Source organism: Pseudomonas sp. NFACC10-1, assembly GCF_900119195.1.
GTDB classification, from domain to species: Bacteria; Pseudomonadota; Gammaproteobacteria; order Pseudomonadales; family Pseudomonadaceae; genus Aquipseudomonas; species Aquipseudomonas cerasi.
In genome coordinates, this window is sequence record NZ_FPJB01000002.1 from 343,978 (window position 1) to 362,816 (window position 18,839).

An 18,839-nucleotide genomic window follows, 5' to 3' on the forward strand; every position below is an offset into this window, starting at 1 on the left:
ACGGTTGCGGCGTAGATCTGTGACGCAGAGCGTCACCCACTGCATTCCCACGCTGGAGCGTGAGGAACGATAGTCGCCCGTAAGAACACCATCGTACCCATGCTCCGCGTGGGTATGCCGTTCTGGACGCTCTGCGTCCGGTCTTCTTTGTTGCAGCCGGGTATCAGGACTGAATCGCGGGTTTTTCCGATGCGGCCGGCGTAGAAGGCTTGGCCGCAGGTTTGGCGGCTGGCTTTCTTACCGCTGGTTTTTTCGCTGCGGCAGGCTTTTTGGCAGCCTCGACGGGCTTGGCCGTTACTTTCTTGACGGCTGGCTTGGCCGCTACACTCTTGTCCGCCACTTTGGCGACAGGTTTGGCAGCAGCGACCAACGGTTTTGCCGCGCTCTTCGCCGCTGCCGGTTTGGCCGCCACAGTGCGCGAGGCAGCCGGTTTGGCTTTCGCGCCCACCAATAGCTCGATCTGTCGGCTCAGCTGGTCGACCTTGCTGTGCAGCGCCTGCACCTCAGTGCGACTCGGCACACCCAAGCGTGAAATCGCGCCATTCAGACGCTTGTCGAAAGCCTCTTCCAGCTCGTTCCACTTGCCAACCGCAAGGTCTTTCACGTCGTCCACACGGGACTTGGCCGACTTGCTGGTGCTCTTGACGTCATCGAGCTGCTTCTGCGCTTCGGCCTTGGTCAGCTTCTCGGCTTTTTCGCCGTCCTTCACCAGGGTCTCGAAAAGCTTGCTGCCGTCATTGCTGATCTTGGAATACGCGCCCAAACCAGCCAGCCAGATCTGACGAGAGTACTTCTCAACCTCGCCCATCCAGGAGCTGCCATCTTTGTCGGTTTTTTTCTTGCCAGCCATCCTGTTCTCCTTATCGTCCAGACTTGGAACACCCGAGTCGTTTCGGCACGCAGCGTTCGAGCTTTTATCGGCCCGACACGCTCGAGCAATGCCGTCAGCTCATCGAGCCTGGCAAAGAGCGTGTCTACATCATGTTTAGACGGGATACCGACCCGGTTCAAGGCCTTTGCGACTCTAAGGTCGAAAGCACGCTCGATTCTGTCGATTTGCGCTCACAAAAGAGCGCATGGGCATACGGCGGCGAAGAAAAAAATGGGCTGCGTACAACGCTCAGGCAGCGAGCGCCTTGTCCAGAACGCGCTCGACTTCTGTCTTGATCGAACCGCTCATGGCCGACAGGATGAAGTTCAGCTCGATGTTGACGCGGATCAAAGCCTCTTCGACCTCGACCTCACCCTTGGCTCCCTTGCCCTCCAGTTTTACGGTATCGCCAGCCCATTCGTGAGCCAGTCCGTATCGGGTGGACAGCTTCTCGACCAGTTGCTCGGCCTTTTCGCGAGCCTTCTCAAGGCCCAGGGCGTGCGGGCGTTCAACGGTTATCTTGGCCATCGGAGGCTTCCTTGATCGTCATATGAAATGCGGCGCAACTATATACACCCGCCCGCATCCAAGAAAGCGTTGCAGGTGAGCCTTGTCAAGACAAAGCCGGCCTTGGCGATTAGAATGACCCGCACTCTATTCCGGTGAAGCGATATGAACGATCAGCGCAAAGGCAGCGATGCCGAACCTACGACTCACTTCGGTTACAAAAATGTACCGGAAAGCCAGAAGGCAGAAAAAGTCGCTGAGGTTTTCCATTCGGTAGCGGCCAAGTACGACCTGATGAACGACCTGCTGTCCGGCGGCATGCATCGCCTGTGGAAGCGTTTCGCAATCGAGCTGTCCGGCGTCCGCACCGGCAACCGCGTGCTGGATATTGCTGGCGGTACGGGCGACCTGACCCGCAAATTCTCCAACCTGGTCGGTCCGACCGGCCAGGTGGTACTGGCTGATATCAACGCCTCCATGCTCAAGGTCGGCCGTGACCGCCTGCTGGATCTGGGTGTGTCGGGCAACGTCGAGTTCGTCCAGGCAGACGCCGAAAAGCTGCCATTCCCGGACAACCATTTCGACTGCGTGACCATCGCGTTCGGCCTGCGCAACGTGACGCACAAGGAAGACGCCCTGCGTTCCATGCTGCGCGTGCTCAAGCCGGGTGGTCGTCTGCTGGTACTGGAGTTTTCCAAGCCGACCAACAAGCTGATGTCCAAGGCCTACGACGCCTACTCGTTCGCGTTCATGCCGTTGATGGGCAAGCTGGTCACCAATGACTCGGAAAGCTACCGTTATCTGGCCGAATCGATCCGCATGCACCCCAACCAGGAAACCCTCAAGTCGATGATGGTAGAAGCCGGTTTTGACCGCGTGACCTATCACAACATGACTGCCGGCGTCGTGGCCCTGCATCGCGGTATCAAACCCTGATGTTGCTCCGGGGGCTGCTCGCCAGCATCGAGCACGGCATCAATCGGGTGCTGCGCCTGGACAGCACCGCGCTGCCACGCATGGCGCGTCTGTCCGGACGTGTCATAGCGGTGGACTGTCGCGATCCGTCCCTGAAGCTGTTCATCCTGCCCAGCGACGAAGGCTTGCTGCTCGCCGCTGACTGGGCTGCCGAGGCTGACTGCACCCTGCGCGCGCCGGCTTCCAGCCTGGTGCGCCTGGCCTTGAGCAAAGACAAAACCGCTGTGTTGCACGGCCCGGATGTAGAACTCGACGGTGACAGCGGCGCGCTGCTGGAACTGGTCGGCATTCTTCAGGACCTGGAGCTGGACTGGGAACACGAACTGTCCAACTGGATCGGCCCGGTGGCCAGCCAGTTGTTCAGCAGCCACCTGCGCAACAGTGGGCGCTGGACGCGGGAAAGCTTCAACAGCCTCAGCCAGAACGTTGCCGACTACCTCAGCGAAGAATCGCGCACGCTGGTGGGCAAACACGAAGCCGAAGCACGATTCGCCGAACTCGACCAGATCAAGCTCGATCTGGAACGCCTTGAGGCGCGCTTTGCCCGCCTTGCCCACTCCCTCAATACCAGCGATAACGCATGAAGCTGCTTGCCGTCCGCCGTCTGTTTCGCATTCAACGTGTCGTTATCCGCTATCGCCTCGATGACCTGTTGTTCGCCCTGCCCCTGCCGTGGTGGATGCTCGCGCTGCGTTTCGTGCTGCCCTGGCGCTGGCTGCCACGGCGCAAATCCGAGCTGAGCCGGGGCGTACGCTTTCGTCTGGCGCTGCAAGATCTGGGGCCTATTTTCATCAAGTTCGGGCAATTGCTGTCCACCCGGCGCGACCTGTTGCCCGAGGACATCGCCGACGAACTGATGCTGCTGCAGGACCGCGTGCCGCCGTTCGATCAGCAACTGGCGATCAAGCTGATCGAAGAACAGCTCGGCGCGCGCATCTGTGACGTGTTCAGCCGCTTTGACGAGAAGCCTTTGGCATCCGCTTCGGTCGCTCAGGTGCATGCCGCCTGCCTGAAGACCGGCGAAGAAGTCGTGGTCAAGGTGGTACGCCCCGGCCTCAAGCCGATCATCGGCCAGGATCTGGCGTGGCTGTTCATTCTCGCCCGCACCGCCGAGCGCGTCTCCGCCGATGCCCGCCTGCTGCACCCGGTGCAGGTGGTGATGGATTATGAAAAGACCATCTACGACGAACTCGACCTGCTGCGTGAAGCGGCCAACGCCAGCCAGTTGCGACGCAATTTCGAAGGCTCCGACCTGCTTTACGTGCCACAAGTCTACTGGGACTGGTGCCGCCCGAAAGTACTGGTCATGGAGCGCATCTACGGGCTTCAGGTAACCGATCTGGCCGCGCTGGCCGATCAGCGCACCGACATGAAACTGCTCGCCGAGCGCGGTGTGGAGATTTTCTTCACGCAGATATTTCGCGACAGTTTCTTCCACGCCGACATGCACCCTGGCAACATTTTCGTCAGCACGGTCAACCCGTGGGCGCCGAAGTACATTGCCATCGACTGCGGTATCGTCGGCAGTCTGACCCCGGAAGATCAGGATTATCTGGCGCGTAACCTGTTTGCCTTTTTCAAACGAGATTATCGTCGCGTTGCGCAACTGCACATCGATTCGGGCTGGGTGCCGGCAGAGACCAAGCTCAATGAATTCGAAGCGGCCATCCGCACGGTCTGCGAGCCGATTTTCGAGAAGCCGCTCAAGGATATTTCCTTCGGCCAGGTGCTGATGCGTCTGTTCCAGACCGCGCGCCGCTTCAATATGGAAGTCCAGCCGCAACTGGTTCTGCTGCAAAAGACCCTGCTCAACATCGAAGGCTTGGGTCGTCAGTTGTACCCTGATCTGGACCTGTGGAGCACCGCGCAGCCTTATCTGGAGCGCTGGATGCGCGAACGGGTCAGCCCGAAGACCCTGCTGGGCAATCTGCAATCACAGGTCGAGCAACTGCCGCACATCGCGGGCATGACCCGTGACCTGCTGGAGCGCATGTCCCGCCCGCACGCCTCGGATCCGCCGCGCCCGTGGCACGATCGCAAGGACGAGCCGGTCCTGCGGCTGATCGGCGCGGCATTGCTGGTCGGCGGCGCGATACAGGGCTGGGTGATGAGCGAGGCCGCTACCCAGTTGCTGACGCTCACCGCGTGGCCGGCGGCGATCATGCTCATCGCCGGGCTGTATCTGATCGTTCGCCGATAGCCAGCAGCGGATGGCGCTGGCACACTGTTCAATCCGCCGGGCATGAACGCCGGCTGCCGGAGTAGATATGAAAGACTGGCTGGACGAGATTCACTGGAACAGCGACGGTCTGGTGCCTGCAATTGCTCAGGATCACAAGACCGGCCGGGTATTGATGATGGCATGGATGAACCGCGAGGCCCTGAGCCTGACGGCGTCCGAGAACCGTGCCATCTATTGGTCGCGTTCGCGTGGCAAACTCTGGCGCAAAGGTGAAGAATCGGGTCATGTGCAAAAGCTGCATGAACTGCGCCTGGACTGTGACGCCGACGTCATTATCCTGATGGTCGAGCAGATCGGTGGCATCGCTTGCCATACCGGCCGCGAAAGTTGCTTCTACCGAGTGTATGAAAATTCAGGCTGGAAGACCGTAGACCCGGTTCTGAAAGATCCTGATGCTATTTACCAGGCAGGCCATTGAACATGACTGATACGTTGTCCCGTCTGGCCGAAGTGCTGGAATCACGCAAGGACGCCGCTGCCGACAGCTCCTATGTCGCAAGCCTGTATCACAAGGGCCTGAACAAGATTCTGGAAAAGCTCGGCGAAGAGTCGATCGAGACCATCATCGCTGCCAAGGACGCTGCGGTCAGCGGTGATTGCAGTGACGTGATTTATGAAACCGCTGACCTGTGGTTCCACAGCATGGTGATGCTCGCCGCGCTGGGTCAGCACCCGCAGGCCGTGCTCGATGAACTGGACCGCCGATTCGGCTTGTCCGGCCACGCGGAAAAAGCCGCTCGCACGGTAGAGTAACGCTCTCCCCTTTCAAGCTTGAAATCTTTTACGAGGACTGTTTCATGGGTATTTTTGACTGGAAACACTGGATCGTCATCCTGATCGTCGTTGTACTGGTTTTCGGGACCAAGAAACTCAAGGGCCTGGGCAGCGACGTCGGCGAATCGATCAAGGGCTTTCGCAAGGCGATGAATGACGACGACAAGCCAGCCGAACAGCCTGCACCTCAACCCCAGCAGGCCCAGCCAGCGCCACAGGGCTCGCCGCTGAATCAGCCACACACTATTGACGCTCAGGCGCACAAAGTCGACGAGCCGATCCGCAAAGACCAGGTTTAAGCCCATGTTCGGTATCAGCTTCTCTGAACTGCTGCTCGTTGGCCTGGTTGCCTTGCTGGTACTGGGTCCCGAGCGCCTGCCGGGTGCTGCACGCACCGCAGGCTTATGGATCGGTCGGTTGAAGCGCAGCTTCAATGCGATCAAACAGGAAGTTGAACGTGAAATCGGGGCTGACGAGATTCGTCGGCAGTTGCACAACGAGCACATTCTTTCGCTGGAAGACGAAGCGCGCAAAATGTTCGCGCCCAATCAGCCGCCCGAGAACGGCTCCGAGCCGGTAAGCCCGTCGCCCGCACCGGCAGCAGCCGAAGCGGCAAGCCCCGCGCACGATGAAGCCGCACACCACGAAATCGGCCCGGCACAACCTGCGGCGCCGAAGACCGAGCTGTCGCTGGAGAAAACCGCGAAACCGGCTGACGCCGGCACACCGGTCCCGACGCCTCCCGCCCACGATTCGTCATTGCCACCGCGAGCACCATGAGCGCTGATATCCCGGAAAACGATCAGCAAATGCCGCTGATCTCGCACCTCACCGAGTTGCGTACACGTCTGTTGCGTTGTGTTGCGGCAGTGTTCCTGATTTTTGCCGGCCTGTTCTACTTCACGCAGAAGATCTACACACTGGTCTCGGCACCGCTGCGAGTCTATCTGCCTGAAGGCGCAACGATGATCGCCACCGATGTGGCCTCGCCGTTCATCACGCCGTTCAAGCTGACCATGATGGTCGCGCTGTTTCTGTCCATGCCGGTCATCCTGCATCAGATCTGGGGCTTTATCGCGCCAGGCCTGTACAAGCACGAGAAGCGCGTCGCGGTGCCCCTGCTGGTGTCGAGTATCATCCTGTTCTACGCAGGCATGGCGTTTGCCTACTTTCTGGTCTTCCCACTGATTTTCCACTTCTTCGCCAGCGTGACGCCGGAAGGCGTTTCGATGATGACCGACATCGCCAGTTACCTGGACTTCGTGATGACGTTGTTCTTCGCCTTTGGCGTGGCCTTCGAAATCCCGGTGGCCGTGGTGTTGCTGGTGTGGATCGGCATCGTCGACGTCAAATACCTGAAGAAGATCCGCCCTTACGTGATCATCGGCTGCTTCGTGGTCGGCATGATCCTGACGCCGCCGGACATCTTCTCGCAGACGCTGCTGGCGGTGCCAATGTGGCTGCTCTTCGAGCTGGGCGTACTGTGCAGCACGATGATCAAGAAGCGTGGCGAACATCCGGACGATGAGACCGAGGACGCTGACAAGCAGGACCAGCCGCCCGCGACCACACCGTGAACCTGCTGCTGCTTGAGGAAGCCGATTTCATTGCGGCTGACCGGGTGGTCCTGCGTGATCGCCGCCTGAAGCACATGCAGGAGGTGCACCGCGCAGAGGTCGGCGACACTGTGCGGGTGGGCCGCGTCAACGGCCTGCTGGGCAATGCCGAACTGCTGCGCCTTGAACCCCATGAGGCAGAGCTGCGTGTCGAACTGCAGAGTGCTCCGCCGGCAAAACTGCCGCTCACCCTGCTGCTGGCGTTGCCACGTCCCAAGATGTTACGCCGGGTGTTTCAGACCGTCGCGACCATGGGCGTGCCGAAAGTCATCCTGCTGAACAGCTACAGGGTGGAAAAAAGCTTCTGGCAGACGCCGTTTCTAGAGCCTGAAGCCATCCGCGAGCAACTGATTCTGGGCCTGGAACAGGCGCGCGATTCGGTGCTGCCTGAGATTGTGATCGAAAAGCGCTTCAAGCCTTTCGTTGAAGATCGCTTGCCGCAGATCGCGCTCGACACACTGGGCCTGGTTGGCCATCCCGGTGATTTCCCCGCCTGCCCTCGTGCGGTCACAGAGCAAGTCACGCTGGCCATCGGCCCTGAAGGGGGCTGGATACCCTACGAAATCGATCTGTTGCGTCAGTCGGGTTTGCAGCCCGTGCAATTGGGCGAACGTATCCTGCGCGTCGAAACCGCTGTAACGGCCCTTCTCGCCCGCTTGTTCTAAGCTGTCAGTGTCGACTCAATCGCTTCAGTTAACCGATAACTGGCCGATGCAATTGCATACTTAGAGCAAAAGACGTCAAGGAGTGATCATGTCTCGTGGGTTATCCAAAAGCCTCGCCAATGCGAGTGTCAGCCTGAAATTGGCGATCGGCTTTGGCCTGGTGCTGTTGATGACGCTGATGATTTCGGCCACCGGCTGGTTCAGCAATCAGGCTCTGATCGATCGAGGGGACCGTGTTACTGCGATTGCGCAGATCAATGAGCTGACCCTTCAGTTGCGCATCAACCGTATGAGCTACGAGGCGCTGTACAACGCAGAGACCGCAGCGAAGGTCAGAAGTACACTCGATCAGCTGGACGCCGCGCTGCAAAGCGCCAGGAACCTGCTGCGATCCCCCGAGAACCTGCAGTTGCTGGATGCCCAGATTCAGGCCACCCGCGACTATCGCCAGTCGTTTGAGGACATGAGCAAGGCGATCGAAACCCGCGAAGCGAGCCGCAGCCAGATGGGCGAAAACGCCGACAAAGCGGTGGATCAGGCCGACAGGATCGAAGCCGAACTGCTCAAGGAAGATAACATCCTGGCATTCAATGGTATCGTCGGCGTCAGCAAGCTGATTCAGCAGGCGCGTTTTCAGGTACGTGGTTACACCTACAGCGGCCGTCCCGATTTCGAAAAAGACGCCAATAAGGCCATCGATGACGCGGTGACCGGGATCAACACGCTGGCTGGCGACATTTCTTCCACTTATTCGCCCATGCTGCAACAGGCCATCGCCGGGCTCAATGGCTACCGCGCGGCTGTGGGCCGCTACCGCGATGCCCAGGCCGCCTCCAAGGCCGCACTGGATAAAATGACCACGTTGGGCGTCAGCATGCTCGACACCAGCAACGACCTGATCATCCGGCAGAACAAGAGCCGTGACGCAGACAGCGCCAAGTCGGTCACGATGATCGCTGCCGCTACGGCGTTGGCGCTGGTGCTGAGCATTCTCGCGGCGTGGGTCATCACTCGCCAGATCACCACCCCGTTGCAGGAGACCCTCGAAGTAGTGGAGCGGGTGGCCTCGGGCGACCTGAGTCGCAACCTCAAGGTTGATCGCAAGGACGAACTGGGCAAACTGCAGGCCACGATTCAACGTATGACGGTGAGCCTGCGTGAGCTGGTCGGCGGGATTCGCGATGGCGTCACCCAGATCGCCAGCGCGGCGGAAGAGCTGTCAGCGGTCACCGAGCAGACCAGCGCCGGAGTCAACAGCCAGAAGGTCGAAACCGATCAGGTCGCCACCGCCATGCATGAAATGACGGCAACGGTTCAGGAGGTTGCGCGCAACGCCGAGGAAGCCTCGGAAGCAGCAGTGGCGGCAGACCGTCAGGCCCGTGATGGCGAACGAGTGGTCAACGAGGCCATTGCGCAAATCGAACGTCTTGCCTCCGCGGTGGGCAACTCCAGCGAAGCGATGGGCGCGCTGAAACAGGAAAGCGACAAGATCGGCAGCGTGCTGGACGTCATCAAATCGGTCGCCGAACAGACCAACCTGCTGGCCTTGAACGCCGCTATCGAGGCAGCCCGCGCCGGTGAGGCCGGTCGGGGCTTTGCTGTGGTTGCCGATGAGGTGCGCAGTCTGGCGCAGCGCACGCAGAAATCCACCGAAGAGATCGAAGCACTGATTGCCGGCCTGCAAAGCGGCACACAGCAGGCCACAACGGTCATGGACAGCAGTCGCGAGCTGAGCACCAGCAGCGTGGAACTGACACGTCGGGCCGGAGGATCGCTGGAAAGCATCACCAAAACCGTCTCGGCGATCCAGGCGATGAATCAGCAGATCGCCGCCGCCGCCGAAGAACAGAGCGCCACCGCCGAAGAGATCAACCGCAGCATCATCAACGTCCGCGACGTGTCCGAGCAGACATCGGCGGCCAGTGAAGAAACCGCAGCTTCCAGCGTAGAACTCGCAAGACTGGGCAACCACCTTCAGGTGCTGGTGAGCCGCTTCACCGTCTGACCTGTCAGCACACAGCCCGCGCCCGCACTCGGCGCGGGCCATTTTCCCCAACTAAATGTGACAGCGTTCACCCCTCCTTCGTACTCGGAAATCTCCTACGACCTTCTCAGGTCACGCAATGAGTCACCACGCCGATGCGCTCACAACGCACGTCCCGACGGGTTCGGAACGTGCTTTTGTTCGCTCATTGCAGGAGATTCCAATGTTCCGACTGATCAATCAAGCGCTCGGCAACATGAACGTCAGATTCAAGCTGTCCCTGGGTTTCGGCCTGGTGCTGCTATTGACGCTGATCATCACACTGACCGGCTGGCATGGCCTGTACACCATGATCGACCGCTCGGAGTCGCTCTCGGACATCGCCCAGCTCAACGGTCTGACCAAAGACCTGCGCGCCGAGCGAATCACCGACCGCGTCGAAAAAACGCCGGAGAGCACCGCGCTGGTCACAGAAAAGCTCAATGAAATGAAAGCCCAACTCACCCTGCTGCACACACAGAGTGAGGAGGAGGCAACCATCAAGCTGCTAAACGGCCAGTTCGAGATGCTGAACAGGCTGGAAAAGACCTTCGCGGACGTTCGCACCAACCGACAAACCCGCAACCAGATACGCGCGCGCCTGGAGCAGACGTCCGAACAGGCCTTGCAGGCCATCGCGCAGGTTGAGGTAGAGGTACTCAAAAGCGTCAGCCAGGAACAGGACAGCAGCGAGCGGATGGAGGAGTTCACCAACATTTCCCAACTGAGGCAGCAGGTGCAGACCGCTCGTTATCAGGTGCAGGCGTATACCTTCACCACCCGCGACGCGGATGAGCACGCGGCCATTGCGGCCATCGACGAAGCGCTCAAGGAGATCGGGCAGATCGCTCAGGATCAGGGCAATGAAAGCCTTCAGGGCCTGACCCCGGCGACCGCCGCCTTGCAGAGTTATCGGGAACGGCTTGGCGAGTTCAAGCAGATACAGACCAAGGCCGAAGCGGATCAGGAAATTATGGAAGGTCTTGGCGAAACGCTGCTGGACTCCGTCGCGGCGCTGAACCGCCTGCAGACTGCCCAGCGTGACAGCGAGGCGGCCAACTCCAGCGCCATGCTGAGCAGTGTTGCAGGCCTGGCATTGCTGATCGGATTGCTTGCCGCCTGGATCATGACCCGGCAGATCACCGTGCCGTTGCAGCAGACTCTGGGGGCCGCAGCACGCATCGCCCAGGGCGACCTGAGTCGGGACATATCGGTCACACGCCGTGACGAAATGGGTCAGTTGCAACGCAGCATGCAGACCATGACCATCAGCCTGCGCGAACTGGTTGGCGGCATCAGCGAGGGCGTATCGCAGATCGCCAGCGCGGCCGAGCAATTGTCAGCAGTGACCAGGCAGACCTGCATCGGGGTCACCAGTCAGAAAGACGAAACCGATCAGGTGGCCACGGCCATGAATGAAATGGCCGCAACCGTGCAGGAAGTCGCGCGCAATGCGCAGGAAGCGTCGCAGGCGGCCGCTCAGGCGGATCAACAGGCGCGCAGTGGCGATGAAGTGGTCGGGCAGGCAATCAGTCAGATCGAGCAACTGGCTCTTGAGGTGCTGAACTCCACGCAGTCGATGAGCGCGCTCAAGCAGGAAAGCAACAAGATCGTTGGCGTTCTGGATGTGATCAAGTCTGTTTCACAGCAGACCAACCTGTTGGCCCTCAATGCGGCCATCGAGGCAGCCCGCGCGGGAGAGGCCGGGCGCGGCTTCGCGGTGGTTGCCGATGAAGTCCGTGGTCTGGCGCAACGCACGCAAAAGTCCACCGAGGAAATCGAAGAGCTGATCGCCGCCCTGCAAACCGGCACCCAACAAGTCGCAACCACCCTGGATAACAGCCGCACCCTGACCGACAACACGGTTGAGCTGAGCCGTCGCGCGGGTGGCGCACTGGAGCAGATCACCCGCACCGTGGCGACGATCCAGCACATGAACGAACAGATCGCTACCGCCAGCGAGGAACAGAGCGTAGTCGCCGAACAGATCAACCGTAACGTCATCAGCGTACGCGACATCTCCGAACAGACCGCTGCAGCCAGCGAGCAAACCGCAACCTCCAGCGTCGAACTCGCCAGACTGGGAACGCACCTGCAGACACTGGTGGGGCGATTCAGGGTGGGTTGAACCCATGCCATCACGCCAGTAGACGTCCGGACAACGCCATCGTGCCCGCAGGCATACCGGAGAACATCATCGTGCCCACGCTGGAGCGTGAGGAACGATCGTCGTCAGGAATAACACTATCGTACCCATGCTCCGCGTGGGTATGCCGGTCTGGACGCTCCACGTCCTCTTGCGACGCAGAGCGTCGTGAACTGCATTCCCACGCTGGAGCGTGAGGAACGATCGTCGGCAGGAATAACACTATCGTACCCATGCTCCGCGTGGGTATGCCGGTCTGGACGCTCCGCGTCCTCTTGCGACGCAGAGCGTCGTGAACTGCATTCCCACGCTGGAGCGTGAGGAACGATAGTCGGCAGGGATAACACCATCGTGCCCAGGCTCCAGCGTGGGCATGCCGGTCTGGACGCTCTGCGTCCTCTTGCGACGCAGAGCGTCGTGAACTGCATTCCCACGCTGGGGCGTGAGGAACGATCGGGGTTCTGGAGAACCCGTCTTGACCATGTCCTGTGCATGTATGTGCCACAAGGCCCAATAAAAAAGCCCCCGACGCGCTAGGCGTCAGGGGCTCTTTTCGTAGCCGGGCGGTTTTAGACCGGGACCGGCTCCGATGCTTTACCTACAGGCTGCAAAGGCAGCAAAGGCGCATGCGGATCGGCTTCGATGGAAGCTCTCCACGCGGCCAGCCACTCTTCGTGACCTTCGCTCCAGACGCGCTCGTGCAAGCGGCCAAGGGCGACCGGGTCGCTCAGCAGCATCAGACGTTCCTGATTGCCGAGTTTTGCCGGGCCGACCTTGAGTGCCTGATCAACACGTTCCATACGCACCACTTCAATCGGCTGAGCCTGACGGTGACGCGACGTCGCCAGGGCGCAAGCCAAAGCGTTCTGACGCGGGTCGACCACAGCCCGAATGAAGCCCTGCTTCAGCGCATGCCAGCGGTTCTCGTAGGTGTACTGATCCGTCGAGATCAGCTCTTGCGGCGGCTCGAACTCTTCAGGAATCAGGAAGAACTTCTCGTCACGCGCCTTGACGCCCAGATTGGTACGGCTGGAAATCACCGACACCGGAATCGACAGCATCAACGACACCACGATCGGCGCAAGCCACCACAGGAAGCTTGGGTTCAACCAGAACACCAGCAAGGCCCAGCACGCGCCCAACAGGGTTTGCGGACCGTGGCGCTTCACAGCCTCGATCCACGGCGTGGAGTCATCGTCGCGTTGCGGCGAGTTCCAGGTCGCGGCCCAGCCCAGGAAAGCGGCCAGTACGAAGCGGGTGTGGAACAGCATGCGCACCGGAGCCAACAGCACCGAGAAGAGCATTTCCAGCAGCATCGAAACAGTGACCTTGAACTTGCCACCAAAGCCTTTCGCGCCCTTGGCCCAGATCAGAATGACGCTGAGCAGTTTAGGCAGGAACAGCAGGACGATGGTCGTCGAGAACAACGCGACGGCTTTTTCCGGGTGCCATTGTGGCCACAGCGGATACAGCTGACGCGGTTCAAGGAAGTAGGTCGGCTCCATCAGCGTGTTCACCGCCAGCAGGGCCGTGGACAGTACGAGGAAGAAGAACCACAACGGTGCCGACAGATAAGACATCACACCGGTCAGGAACACCGCACGGTGAACCGGGTGCATGCCCTTGACCAGGAACAGCCTGAAGTTCATCAGGTTGCCGTGGCACCAGCGACGGTCACGCTTGAGTTCGTCCAGCAGGTTGGGCGGCAACTCTTCGTAACTGCCTGGAAGGTCGTAAGCAATCCACACGCCCCAGCCGGCACGGCGCATCAGCGCAGCTTCGACGAAGTCGTGGGAGAGGATCGCACCGGCGAACGCGCCCTTGCCGGGCAACGGCGCCAGGGCGCAGTGCTCGATGAAGGGTTTCATGCGGATGATCGCGTTGTGACCCCAATAGTGGGATTCACCCAACTGCCAGAAGTGCAGACCGGCGGTGAACAGCGGGCCATAGACCCGGGTAGCGAACTGCTGCATGCGTGCATACAGCGTGTCCATACCCGACGCACGTGGCGCGGTCTGGATAATACCGGCGTCCGGCGTGGCTTCCATCAGGCGAACCAGACTGGTCAGACACTCACCGCTCATGACGCTATCGGCGTCCAGCACGACCATGTAGCGGTATTCACCGCCCCAGCGACGGCAGAAGTCGTCGAGGTTGCCGCTTTTGCGTTTTACGCGGCGGCGACGGCGACGATAGAAGATCTTGCCGAAACCTTTGGTCTCGCGGCACACGTCCAGCCACGCCTGTTGCTCGGCAACGGCGATGTCGGTTTCGTTGGTGTCGCTGAGCACGAAGAAATCGAAACGATCCAGGTCACCCGTGGCAGCTACCGACTCGAACGTAGCGCGCAGACCGGCGAAAACCCGAGGCACGTCCTCGTTGCAGATCGGCATGACCAGCGCAGTACGTGCGCCCTTTTCGATCGGCTCGTTGCCAGCACTGGCACCCGAGATGCGATATTTGTCGCGACCGGTGAGCAGCTCAAGGAAACCCATCAGCGCGGTCCAGAAACCGGCCGATACCCAGCAGAACAAAATCCCGAACAGCAACAGGATACTGGTCTGCAAGGCATAAGGCATGACCTGCAAGGCGGTCTGCACGAAGGTCTGACGGGTGATTTCGTCGAGCGAAACCAGCGACCAGCCCTGATACGGCAGGATGCCCTTCATGTACCAGCCAGCCACGATCGTCTGGCCCAGCATGAGGATCAGCAGGATGTAGCGACGGATCGAACCGACGGTGCGCCAGCGCGCCTTCGGCAGATCCCGCGGCAGATCATCATGCGCGGGCTTGGGCGGGTTGGTCTTGCCGGTCAGGCGACGCCAGCCGCGCACCAGAATGTTGGTGCGCCATGGCTCTGGCACGACCTTGGTCCGGCGAATCGGCGGTGTCGCCTTGAGGCACAGGCGACCGCTGGCATCGACGCCGAGCATCTCAGCGTCCTCCAACTGATCTGCAGTGGTCAGCGTCAGACGGCGACCCACCGAAGCCTGAGCGGCCTCGGCAGGGTCAGTGACCGGCTGCGCGGAAAGTCGCTCATGCAATTCGGCGAAGGTCGTGCAGCTGGCAAGTTCTGCCCGCTGCTCGTCGCTCATCGGTAAATGCGCCAGGTACTCGTTCAGAGACATTGGCACCGGTAGAGAATTACTCATCGCTCGGCAACTGATAGCTCCAGGTCTCGGTCATGACTTGCAACGTCTTGGCCGGTTCCGGATGGGTGGGCGCTGCCTCGGTTTCAGGCTGCTGAATTTCTTTACCGTCTTTATCCTTGGCTACTTCAGCCTTGGATGCGTCGGCTTTGCTTGCGTCGGCCTTGGCGACTTCGCCTTTGCCTTTGGCTGCGTCAGCTTTTGCTGCGTCAGCCTTGCCAGCTTCAGACTTGGCAGTCTCAGGCTTGGCAGCTTCGGCCTTCGGCGCATCGGCCTTGGCGATTTCTACCTGGTCGTTGGCGGACTCCTTGGCGACTGCCGGCTTGGCAGCTTCCTTGGCGGCAGCCTTCTTCTCTTCGGCCTTGTCAGCCACGAGCAGCGCAGGCTCCTTGCCTGGCTCGGCAGGGATTTCACGCAACAGGTAGGCGCGCATTTCGGTCGGCTTGCTGGAGTCCTTGACCTTCACCCGCAGGGTCAGGCGGTAGCCTTTGGTGACCGGGTTGTAGCGCAGGTTGTTTTCCACCAGTTCGACGTTGTCGTCAGTGGTCACCTGGCTGCGAATGGTCTTGTCTTCCGGCAGTGCGGCGAGAACCGGGCCCACGAAGTCGACCAGGAAGGCAAGGCTGCCGTCCGGCTGACGGATCAGGTTGGACTGACGCACGTCACCGATGGAGCGTTGGGTCTGCTTGACCCAGCCCAGATCCGGCGAGTGGATCGAGTTTTCCTGCATGGTCCAGTGCAAACGGTAGTCGAACGCCATTTCCTGGCCAGGTTCTGCCAGAGTTTCAGGCTTCCAGTAGGCCACGATGTTGTCGTTGGTCTCGTCGGCAGTCGGGATTTCGACCAGCTCGACAGTCCCTTTACCCCAATCGCCCTTCGGCTCGATCCAGGCACTTGGGCGCTTGTCGTAGCGGTCATCCAGGTCTTCGTACTGGCTGAAGTCGCGGCCGCGTTGCAGCAGACCAAAACCACGCGGGTTCTCGACCGAGAAGCTGCTGATGGACAGATGTTTAGGGTTGTTCAGCGGACGCCACAGCCACTCACCGTTGGCCGCCTGGATCGACAGACCGCTGGAATCGTGCAGTTCACGACGGTAGTTAGGCACACGCGAAGGCTGGTTGGCGCCGAACAGGAACATACTGGTCAGCGGAGCAACGCCCAGCTTGTTGACCTTGTCACGCAGGAACATGCGCGACTTCACGTCAACCAGGGTGTTGGTACCCGGACGCAGGGTCAGCTGATAGGCGCCAGTGGCACGCGGCGAGTCGAGCAGTGCGAAGATCACCAGATGGTTGTCATCCGGGCCCGGCTTCTCGATCCAGAATTCCTTGAAGCGCGGAAATTCTTCACCGGACGGCGAGGCAGTGTCGATCGCCATGCCGCGCGCGGACAGGCCATAAACCTGACCCTTGCCGATCACGCGGAAGTAGCTCGCGCCCAGCATGGTCATGATTTCGTCCTGCTTGTCATCCTTGTTGATCGGATACAGGACACGGAAACCGGCATAACCCAGTTTCTCGGTGGATTTTGGGTCGATCTTCAGATCGCCGAAGTCAAAACGACTCGGGTCGTATTTGATCTCGTCGACGCTGGTCGCGGTCACTTCGTTGATCTTGACCGGCGTGTCGAAGTGCATGCCCTGGTGGTAGAAAGACACTTTGAACGGAGTCTTTTCGCCCGCCCATTCGGCCTTGTCATCACGGAAGCGGATCTTCTGATAATCGGCGAACTTCATGTCGCGCAGCTCGTTCGGCAGATTGCTCCTCGGAGCCTCGAACTTCTGCCCGGCCATTTCTTTGGCCTTCGCCGCTACATCATCAAGGTTGAACGCCCACAGCTGACCTGCACTGAACAGGCATACAAGGGCCGAGCTTGCCAGAAGTGCACTACGCAACCGCTTGACAGGTGTCTTTGGAGCATCACAGGGACTAACAATCACGAGCAACCCTCGCCGAAAAACAGATGAAAAAACCAACGGCCAGCTATCAATGCCGGGTTGGCGAGCATTGTTCCGACTCCGAATGGGCTTAATGATTCCCCAACCCGGTGTCAGAACCGCTTTTGTCATACCAAATGGACCAACAGTGTCGATCCCCGTAGCGCGCGATTATCCAGTAGCACGCGCCACAACGCATCAGGTATGACAAAGAAATTTATTCCCGCAAGACAGATGAATTCAGGGGGACAAAGTGAAATCGTAGCTTATGTATCAAACAAAAATGTCACGGGGCCATCATTTATCAGGTGCACCTGCATGTCTGCACCAAACTGGCCCGCCGCTACCGTGGGATGCGCGATTCTGGCCTGGCTCAACAGATAGTCGAACAACTCGGCACCCAGCGCTGGAGGCGCGGCTTTCGAGAAGCCCGCGCGCAACCCGCTTTTGGTGTCTGCAGCCAGCGTGAACTGGGAAACCAGCAACAAGCCGCCACTCACCTCGCGCAAAGACAGATTCATCTTGCCCTCGGCATCGCTGAACACTCGATAATTGAGCAACTTGTGCAGCAACTTATCGGCACTGGCGCGGGTGTCTTGAGGCTCTATTCCCACCAACACCAGTAGGCCCTGTTCAATCGCACCCACGACCTCGGTGCCGACTTCGACGCGCGCACTTCGCACGCGCTGCAACAAACCTTTCATAGATGCCTTTCCAGACTCAAAACCAATACCGGATCACTGTCACGCTTCTTCGGGCGGCAGGTCGAGCAGGTTGCGCGCAACCTCTGCAGCAGCCCGCACCAGTGCGTCGGCGATACCGGGTTCGGCTGCCGAGTGCCCGGCCTCGCGAATCACCTGCAGCTCGCTGCCAGGCCAGTTCTGGTGCAGCTCCCACGCATTGTCCAGCGGACAGATGACATCGTAACGACCGTGGACAATGATTGCCGGCAGGTGCGCGATCTTCGGCATGTCGCGAATCAGCTGGTTGTCTTCCAGAAAGGCGTTGTTCATGAAGTAGTGGCATTCGATGCGCGCAATGGACAACGCACGGTGCGGCTCGGCGAAGCGATCGACCACTTGCGGATTGGGCCGCAAGGTGGCGCAACGCCCCTCCCAGGTCGACCAGGCCTTGGCGGCATGCATCTGGGCAATCTGATCCGGCCCGGTGAGCCGCTTGTGGAAGGCAGCCAGAATGTTGTCACGCTCGTCCAGCGGAATCGGCGCGACATAATCCTGCCAATAATCCGGGAACAGACGGCTGGCACCTGCCTGATAGAACCAGTCGATTTCCTGCTGACGGGCAAGGAATACGCCACGCAGGATCAGCGCATGCACGCGGTCGGGATGGGTCTGTGCATACGCCAGGGCAAGGGTCGAGCCCCACGAACCGCCGAACAACACCCATTTGTCGATCCCGAGGTGCTCGCGGATCGCTTCAAGGTCTTCCACCAGTTTCCAGGTGGTGTTGTTTTCAAGGCTGGCATGCGGAGTGGAACGACCGCAGCCGCGCTGGTCGAACGTAACGATGCGGTACAGGTTGGGATCGAAATAGCAGCGACTGTGCGCATCGCATCCCGAACCCGGGCCGCCGTGGATGAACACCACCGGCAACCCTTCTGGCGAGCCACTTTCATCGACGTAAAGCACATGCGGTTGTTCCACGGCCAGATCGTGCCGGGCGTAGGGTTTGATCTGCGGGTACAAAGTCTGCATAAGTGCTCCATAAGTCCAATTTAGAGGCTTCTATTATTCTGCCGTGGGGCATCATAAACCCGAAACGAAGAATCAGCATGCTGCACGTCATCGATCAGGATGGAACGAACGATGCAAGCGTTTTGCCAATTTCAACGGTGCGCGAACCAGAGCCGTTGCGCTGGGTCGAAGCGAGAGCTGTGCCGTCAATTATTTCTCTTTTTTTCAGGAAATAATTGAC

The 18,839-nt window shown here is 59.9% G+C and carries 18 protein-coding genes and 2 pseudogenes; 13 read left to right on the plus strand and 7 right to left on the minus strand.

Annotated features, from left to right (window positions below):
• Window positions 1-163: 163 nt before the first annotated feature.
• The 3 genes and pseudogenes from BT119_RS06120 to BT119_RS06130 all read right to left on the minus strand — a co-directional run bounded on the left by BT119_RS06120 (window position 164) and on the right by BT119_RS06130 (window position 1,399).
• The gene (locus BT119_RS06120; RefSeq protein ID WP_003365973.1) at window positions 164-850 is read right to left on the minus strand and encodes a phasin family protein; all 687 of its coding nucleotides are present in this window, start codon (window positions 848-850) and stop codon (window positions 164-166) included.
• 10 nt (window positions 851-860) lie between these two features.
• Window positions 861-1,059 (minus strand): annotated as a pseudogene (locus BT119_RS06125) (phasin family protein); the annotation flags it as partial.
• A 61-nt stretch (window positions 1,060-1,120) separates the two neighbouring features.
• Window positions 1,121-1,399, minus strand: a complete 279-nt coding sequence (locus tag BT119_RS06130; RefSeq protein ID WP_003316638.1) for a polyhydroxyalkanoic acid system family protein — start codon at window positions 1,397-1,399, stop codon at window positions 1,121-1,123.
• A 144-nt stretch (window positions 1,400-1,543) separates the two neighbouring features.
• On the opposite strand from BT119_RS06130, the gene ubiE reads away from it, so the two are divergent.
• From ubiE to BT119_RS27725, 12 genes and pseudogenes are all read left to right on the plus strand, one after another.
• Window positions 1,544-2,314 (plus strand): bifunctional demethylmenaquinone methyltransferase/2-methoxy-6-polyprenyl-1,4-benzoquinol methylase UbiE, encoded by a 771-nt coding sequence (gene ubiE / locus BT119_RS06135; RefSeq protein ID WP_002551635.1) that lies wholly within the window; start codon window positions 1,544-1,546, stop codon window positions 2,312-2,314.
• Complete coding sequence (locus tag BT119_RS06140) at window positions 2,314-2,937, plus strand: ubiquinone biosynthesis accessory factor UbiJ (protein WP_003316636.1); 624 nt, start codon at window positions 2,314-2,316, stop codon at window positions 2,935-2,937. The genes ubiE and BT119_RS06140 overlap by 1 nt, the downstream gene beginning before the upstream one ends.
• Window positions 2,934-4,553, plus strand: a complete 1,620-nt coding sequence (ubiB, locus tag BT119_RS06145) for a ubiquinone biosynthesis regulatory protein kinase UbiB (protein WP_003365970.1) — start codon at window positions 2,934-2,936, stop codon at window positions 4,551-4,553. The genes BT119_RS06140 and ubiB overlap by 4 nt, the downstream gene beginning before the upstream one ends.
• Before the next feature lie 67 nt (window positions 4,554-4,620).
• Entirely contained in the window at window positions 4,621-5,013 is a 393-nt protein-coding gene (hisI, locus tag BT119_RS06150) for a phosphoribosyl-AMP cyclohydrolase (protein ID WP_003432368.1), read from the plus strand.
• Between the two features lie 2 nt (window positions 5,014-5,015).
• The gene (locus BT119_RS06155; RefSeq protein ID WP_060708556.1) at window positions 5,016-5,348 is read left to right on the plus strand and encodes a phosphoribosyl-ATP diphosphatase; all 333 of its coding nucleotides are present in this window, start codon (window positions 5,016-5,018) and stop codon (window positions 5,346-5,348) included.
• Window positions 5,349-5,392: 44 nt separating this feature from the next.
• Window positions 5,393-5,668, plus strand: coding sequence for a twin-arginine translocase TatA/TatE family subunit (locus tag BT119_RS06160; RefSeq protein WP_003316632.1), 276 nt, complete (start codon window positions 5,393-5,395; stop codon window positions 5,666-5,668).
• A gap of 4 nt (window positions 5,669-5,672) precedes the next feature.
• Window positions 5,673-6,149, plus strand: a complete 477-nt coding sequence (gene tatB, locus BT119_RS06165; protein ID WP_058397801.1) for a Sec-independent protein translocase protein TatB — start codon at window positions 5,673-5,675, stop codon at window positions 6,147-6,149.
• Entirely contained in the window at window positions 6,146-6,946 is an 801-nt protein-coding gene (gene tatC / locus BT119_RS06170) for a twin-arginine translocase subunit TatC (RefSeq protein ID WP_003365962.1), read from the plus strand. Before tatB ends, tatC begins: the two co-directional genes overlap by 4 nt.
• Window positions 6,943-7,650 carry a 16S rRNA (uracil(1498)-N(3))-methyltransferase gene (locus BT119_RS06175; RefSeq protein ID WP_003432365.1) on the plus strand — a complete coding sequence of 236 codons (708 nt, stop codon included), beginning with the start codon at window positions 6,943-6,945 and terminating at the stop codon, window positions 7,648-7,650. The genes tatC and BT119_RS06175 overlap by 4 nt, the downstream gene beginning before the upstream one ends.
• Before the next feature lie 169 nt (window positions 7,651-7,819).
• A complete protein-coding gene (locus tag BT119_RS06180; protein WP_371857164.1) occupies window positions 7,820-9,655 on the plus strand; it encodes a methyl-accepting chemotaxis protein in 1,836 nt (611 codons plus the stop codon).
• Window positions 9,656-9,890: 235 nt separating this feature from the next.
• Window positions 9,891-10,943 (plus strand): annotated as a pseudogene (locus BT119_RS27720) (methyl-accepting chemotaxis protein); the annotation flags it as partial.
• A 141-nt stretch (window positions 10,944-11,084) separates the two neighbouring features.
• Window positions 11,085-11,801, plus strand: coding sequence for a methyl-accepting chemotaxis protein (locus tag BT119_RS27725; protein WP_371857165.1), 717 nt, complete (start codon window positions 11,085-11,087; stop codon window positions 11,799-11,801).
• 587 nt (window positions 11,802-12,388) lie between these two features.
• Here BT119_RS27725 and mdoH read toward each other — a convergent pair.
• The 4 genes from mdoH to pip form a co-directional block, all read right to left on the minus strand.
• Window positions 12,389-14,971: a glucans biosynthesis glucosyltransferase MdoH gene (gene mdoH / locus BT119_RS06190; protein ID WP_054081252.1), complete on the minus strand. Its 2,583-nt coding sequence runs from the start codon at window positions 14,969-14,971 to the stop codon at window positions 12,389-12,391.
• Entirely contained in the window at window positions 14,964-16,907 is a 1,944-nt protein-coding gene (locus BT119_RS06195; RefSeq protein ID WP_003432358.1) for a glucan biosynthesis protein G, read from the minus strand. Before BT119_RS06195 ends, mdoH begins: the two co-directional genes overlap by 8 nt.
• A gap of 263 nt (window positions 16,908-17,170) precedes the next feature.
• Entirely contained in the window at window positions 17,171-17,608 is a 438-nt protein-coding gene (gene dtd, locus BT119_RS06200; RefSeq protein WP_058397805.1) for a D-aminoacyl-tRNA deacylase, read from the minus strand.
• 39 nt (window positions 17,609-17,647) lie between these two features.
• On the minus strand, window positions 17,648-18,619 hold the full coding sequence (gene pip / locus BT119_RS06205; protein ID WP_003365948.1) for a prolyl aminopeptidase: 972 nt from the start codon (window positions 18,617-18,619) through the stop codon (window positions 17,648-17,650).
• A gap of 77 nt (window positions 18,620-18,696) precedes the next feature.
• Between pip and BT119_RS27165 the strand changes: the two genes are divergently transcribed.
• Entirely contained in the window at window positions 18,697-18,834 is a 138-nt protein-coding gene (locus tag BT119_RS27165) for a hypothetical protein (RefSeq protein ID WP_154583503.1), read from the plus strand.
• Window positions 18,835-18,839 lie beyond the last annotated feature (5 nt).

Coding starts and splice junctions, on each gene's coding strand:
- ubiB (WP_003365970.1), top strand. CDS start 2,934: ATGAAGCTGCTTGCCGTCCGCCGTCTGTTTCGCATTCAACGTGTCGTT.
- mdoH (WP_054081252.1), bottom strand. CDS start 14,971: ATGAGTAATTCTCTACCGGTGCCAATGTCTCTGAACGAGTACCTGGCG.
- tatC (WP_003365962.1), top strand. CDS start 6,146: ATGAGCGCTGATATCCCGGAAAACGATCAGCAAATGCCGCTGATCTCG.
- BT119_RS27725 (WP_371857165.1), top strand. CDS start 11,085: ATGAATGAAATGGCCGCAACCGTGCAGGAAGTCGCGCGCAATGCGCAG.
- tatB (WP_058397801.1), top strand. CDS start 5,673: ATGTTCGGTATCAGCTTCTCTGAACTGCTGCTCGTTGGCCTGGTTGCC.
- BT119_RS06160 (WP_003316632.1), top strand. CDS start 5,393: ATGGGTATTTTTGACTGGAAACACTGGATCGTCATCCTGATCGTCGTT.
- ubiE (WP_002551635.1), top strand. CDS start 1,544: ATGAACGATCAGCGCAAAGGCAGCGATGCCGAACCTACGACTCACTTC.
- pip (WP_003365948.1), bottom strand. CDS start 18,619: ATGCAGACTTTGTACCCGCAGATCAAACCCTACGCCCGGCACGATCTG.
- BT119_RS06155 (WP_060708556.1), top strand. CDS start 5,016: ATGACTGATACGTTGTCCCGTCTGGCCGAAGTGCTGGAATCACGCAAG.
- dtd (WP_058397805.1), bottom strand. CDS start 17,608: ATGAAAGGTTTGTTGCAGCGCGTGCGAAGTGCGCGCGTCGAAGTCGGC.
- BT119_RS06130 (WP_003316638.1), bottom strand. CDS start 1,399: ATGGCCAAGATAACCGTTGAACGCCCGCACGCCCTGGGCCTTGAGAAG.
- BT119_RS06140 (WP_003316636.1), top strand. CDS start 2,314: ATGTTGCTCCGGGGGCTGCTCGCCAGCATCGAGCACGGCATCAATCGG.
- BT119_RS27165 (WP_154583503.1), top strand. CDS start 18,697: ATGCTGCACGTCATCGATCAGGATGGAACGAACGATGCAAGCGTTTTG.
- BT119_RS06120 (WP_003365973.1), bottom strand. CDS start 850: ATGGCTGGCAAGAAAAAAACCGACAAAGATGGCAGCTCCTGGATGGGC.
- hisI (WP_003432368.1), top strand. CDS start 4,621: ATGAAAGACTGGCTGGACGAGATTCACTGGAACAGCGACGGTCTGGTG.
- BT119_RS06180 (WP_371857164.1), top strand. CDS start 7,820: ATGACGCTGATGATTTCGGCCACCGGCTGGTTCAGCAATCAGGCTCTG.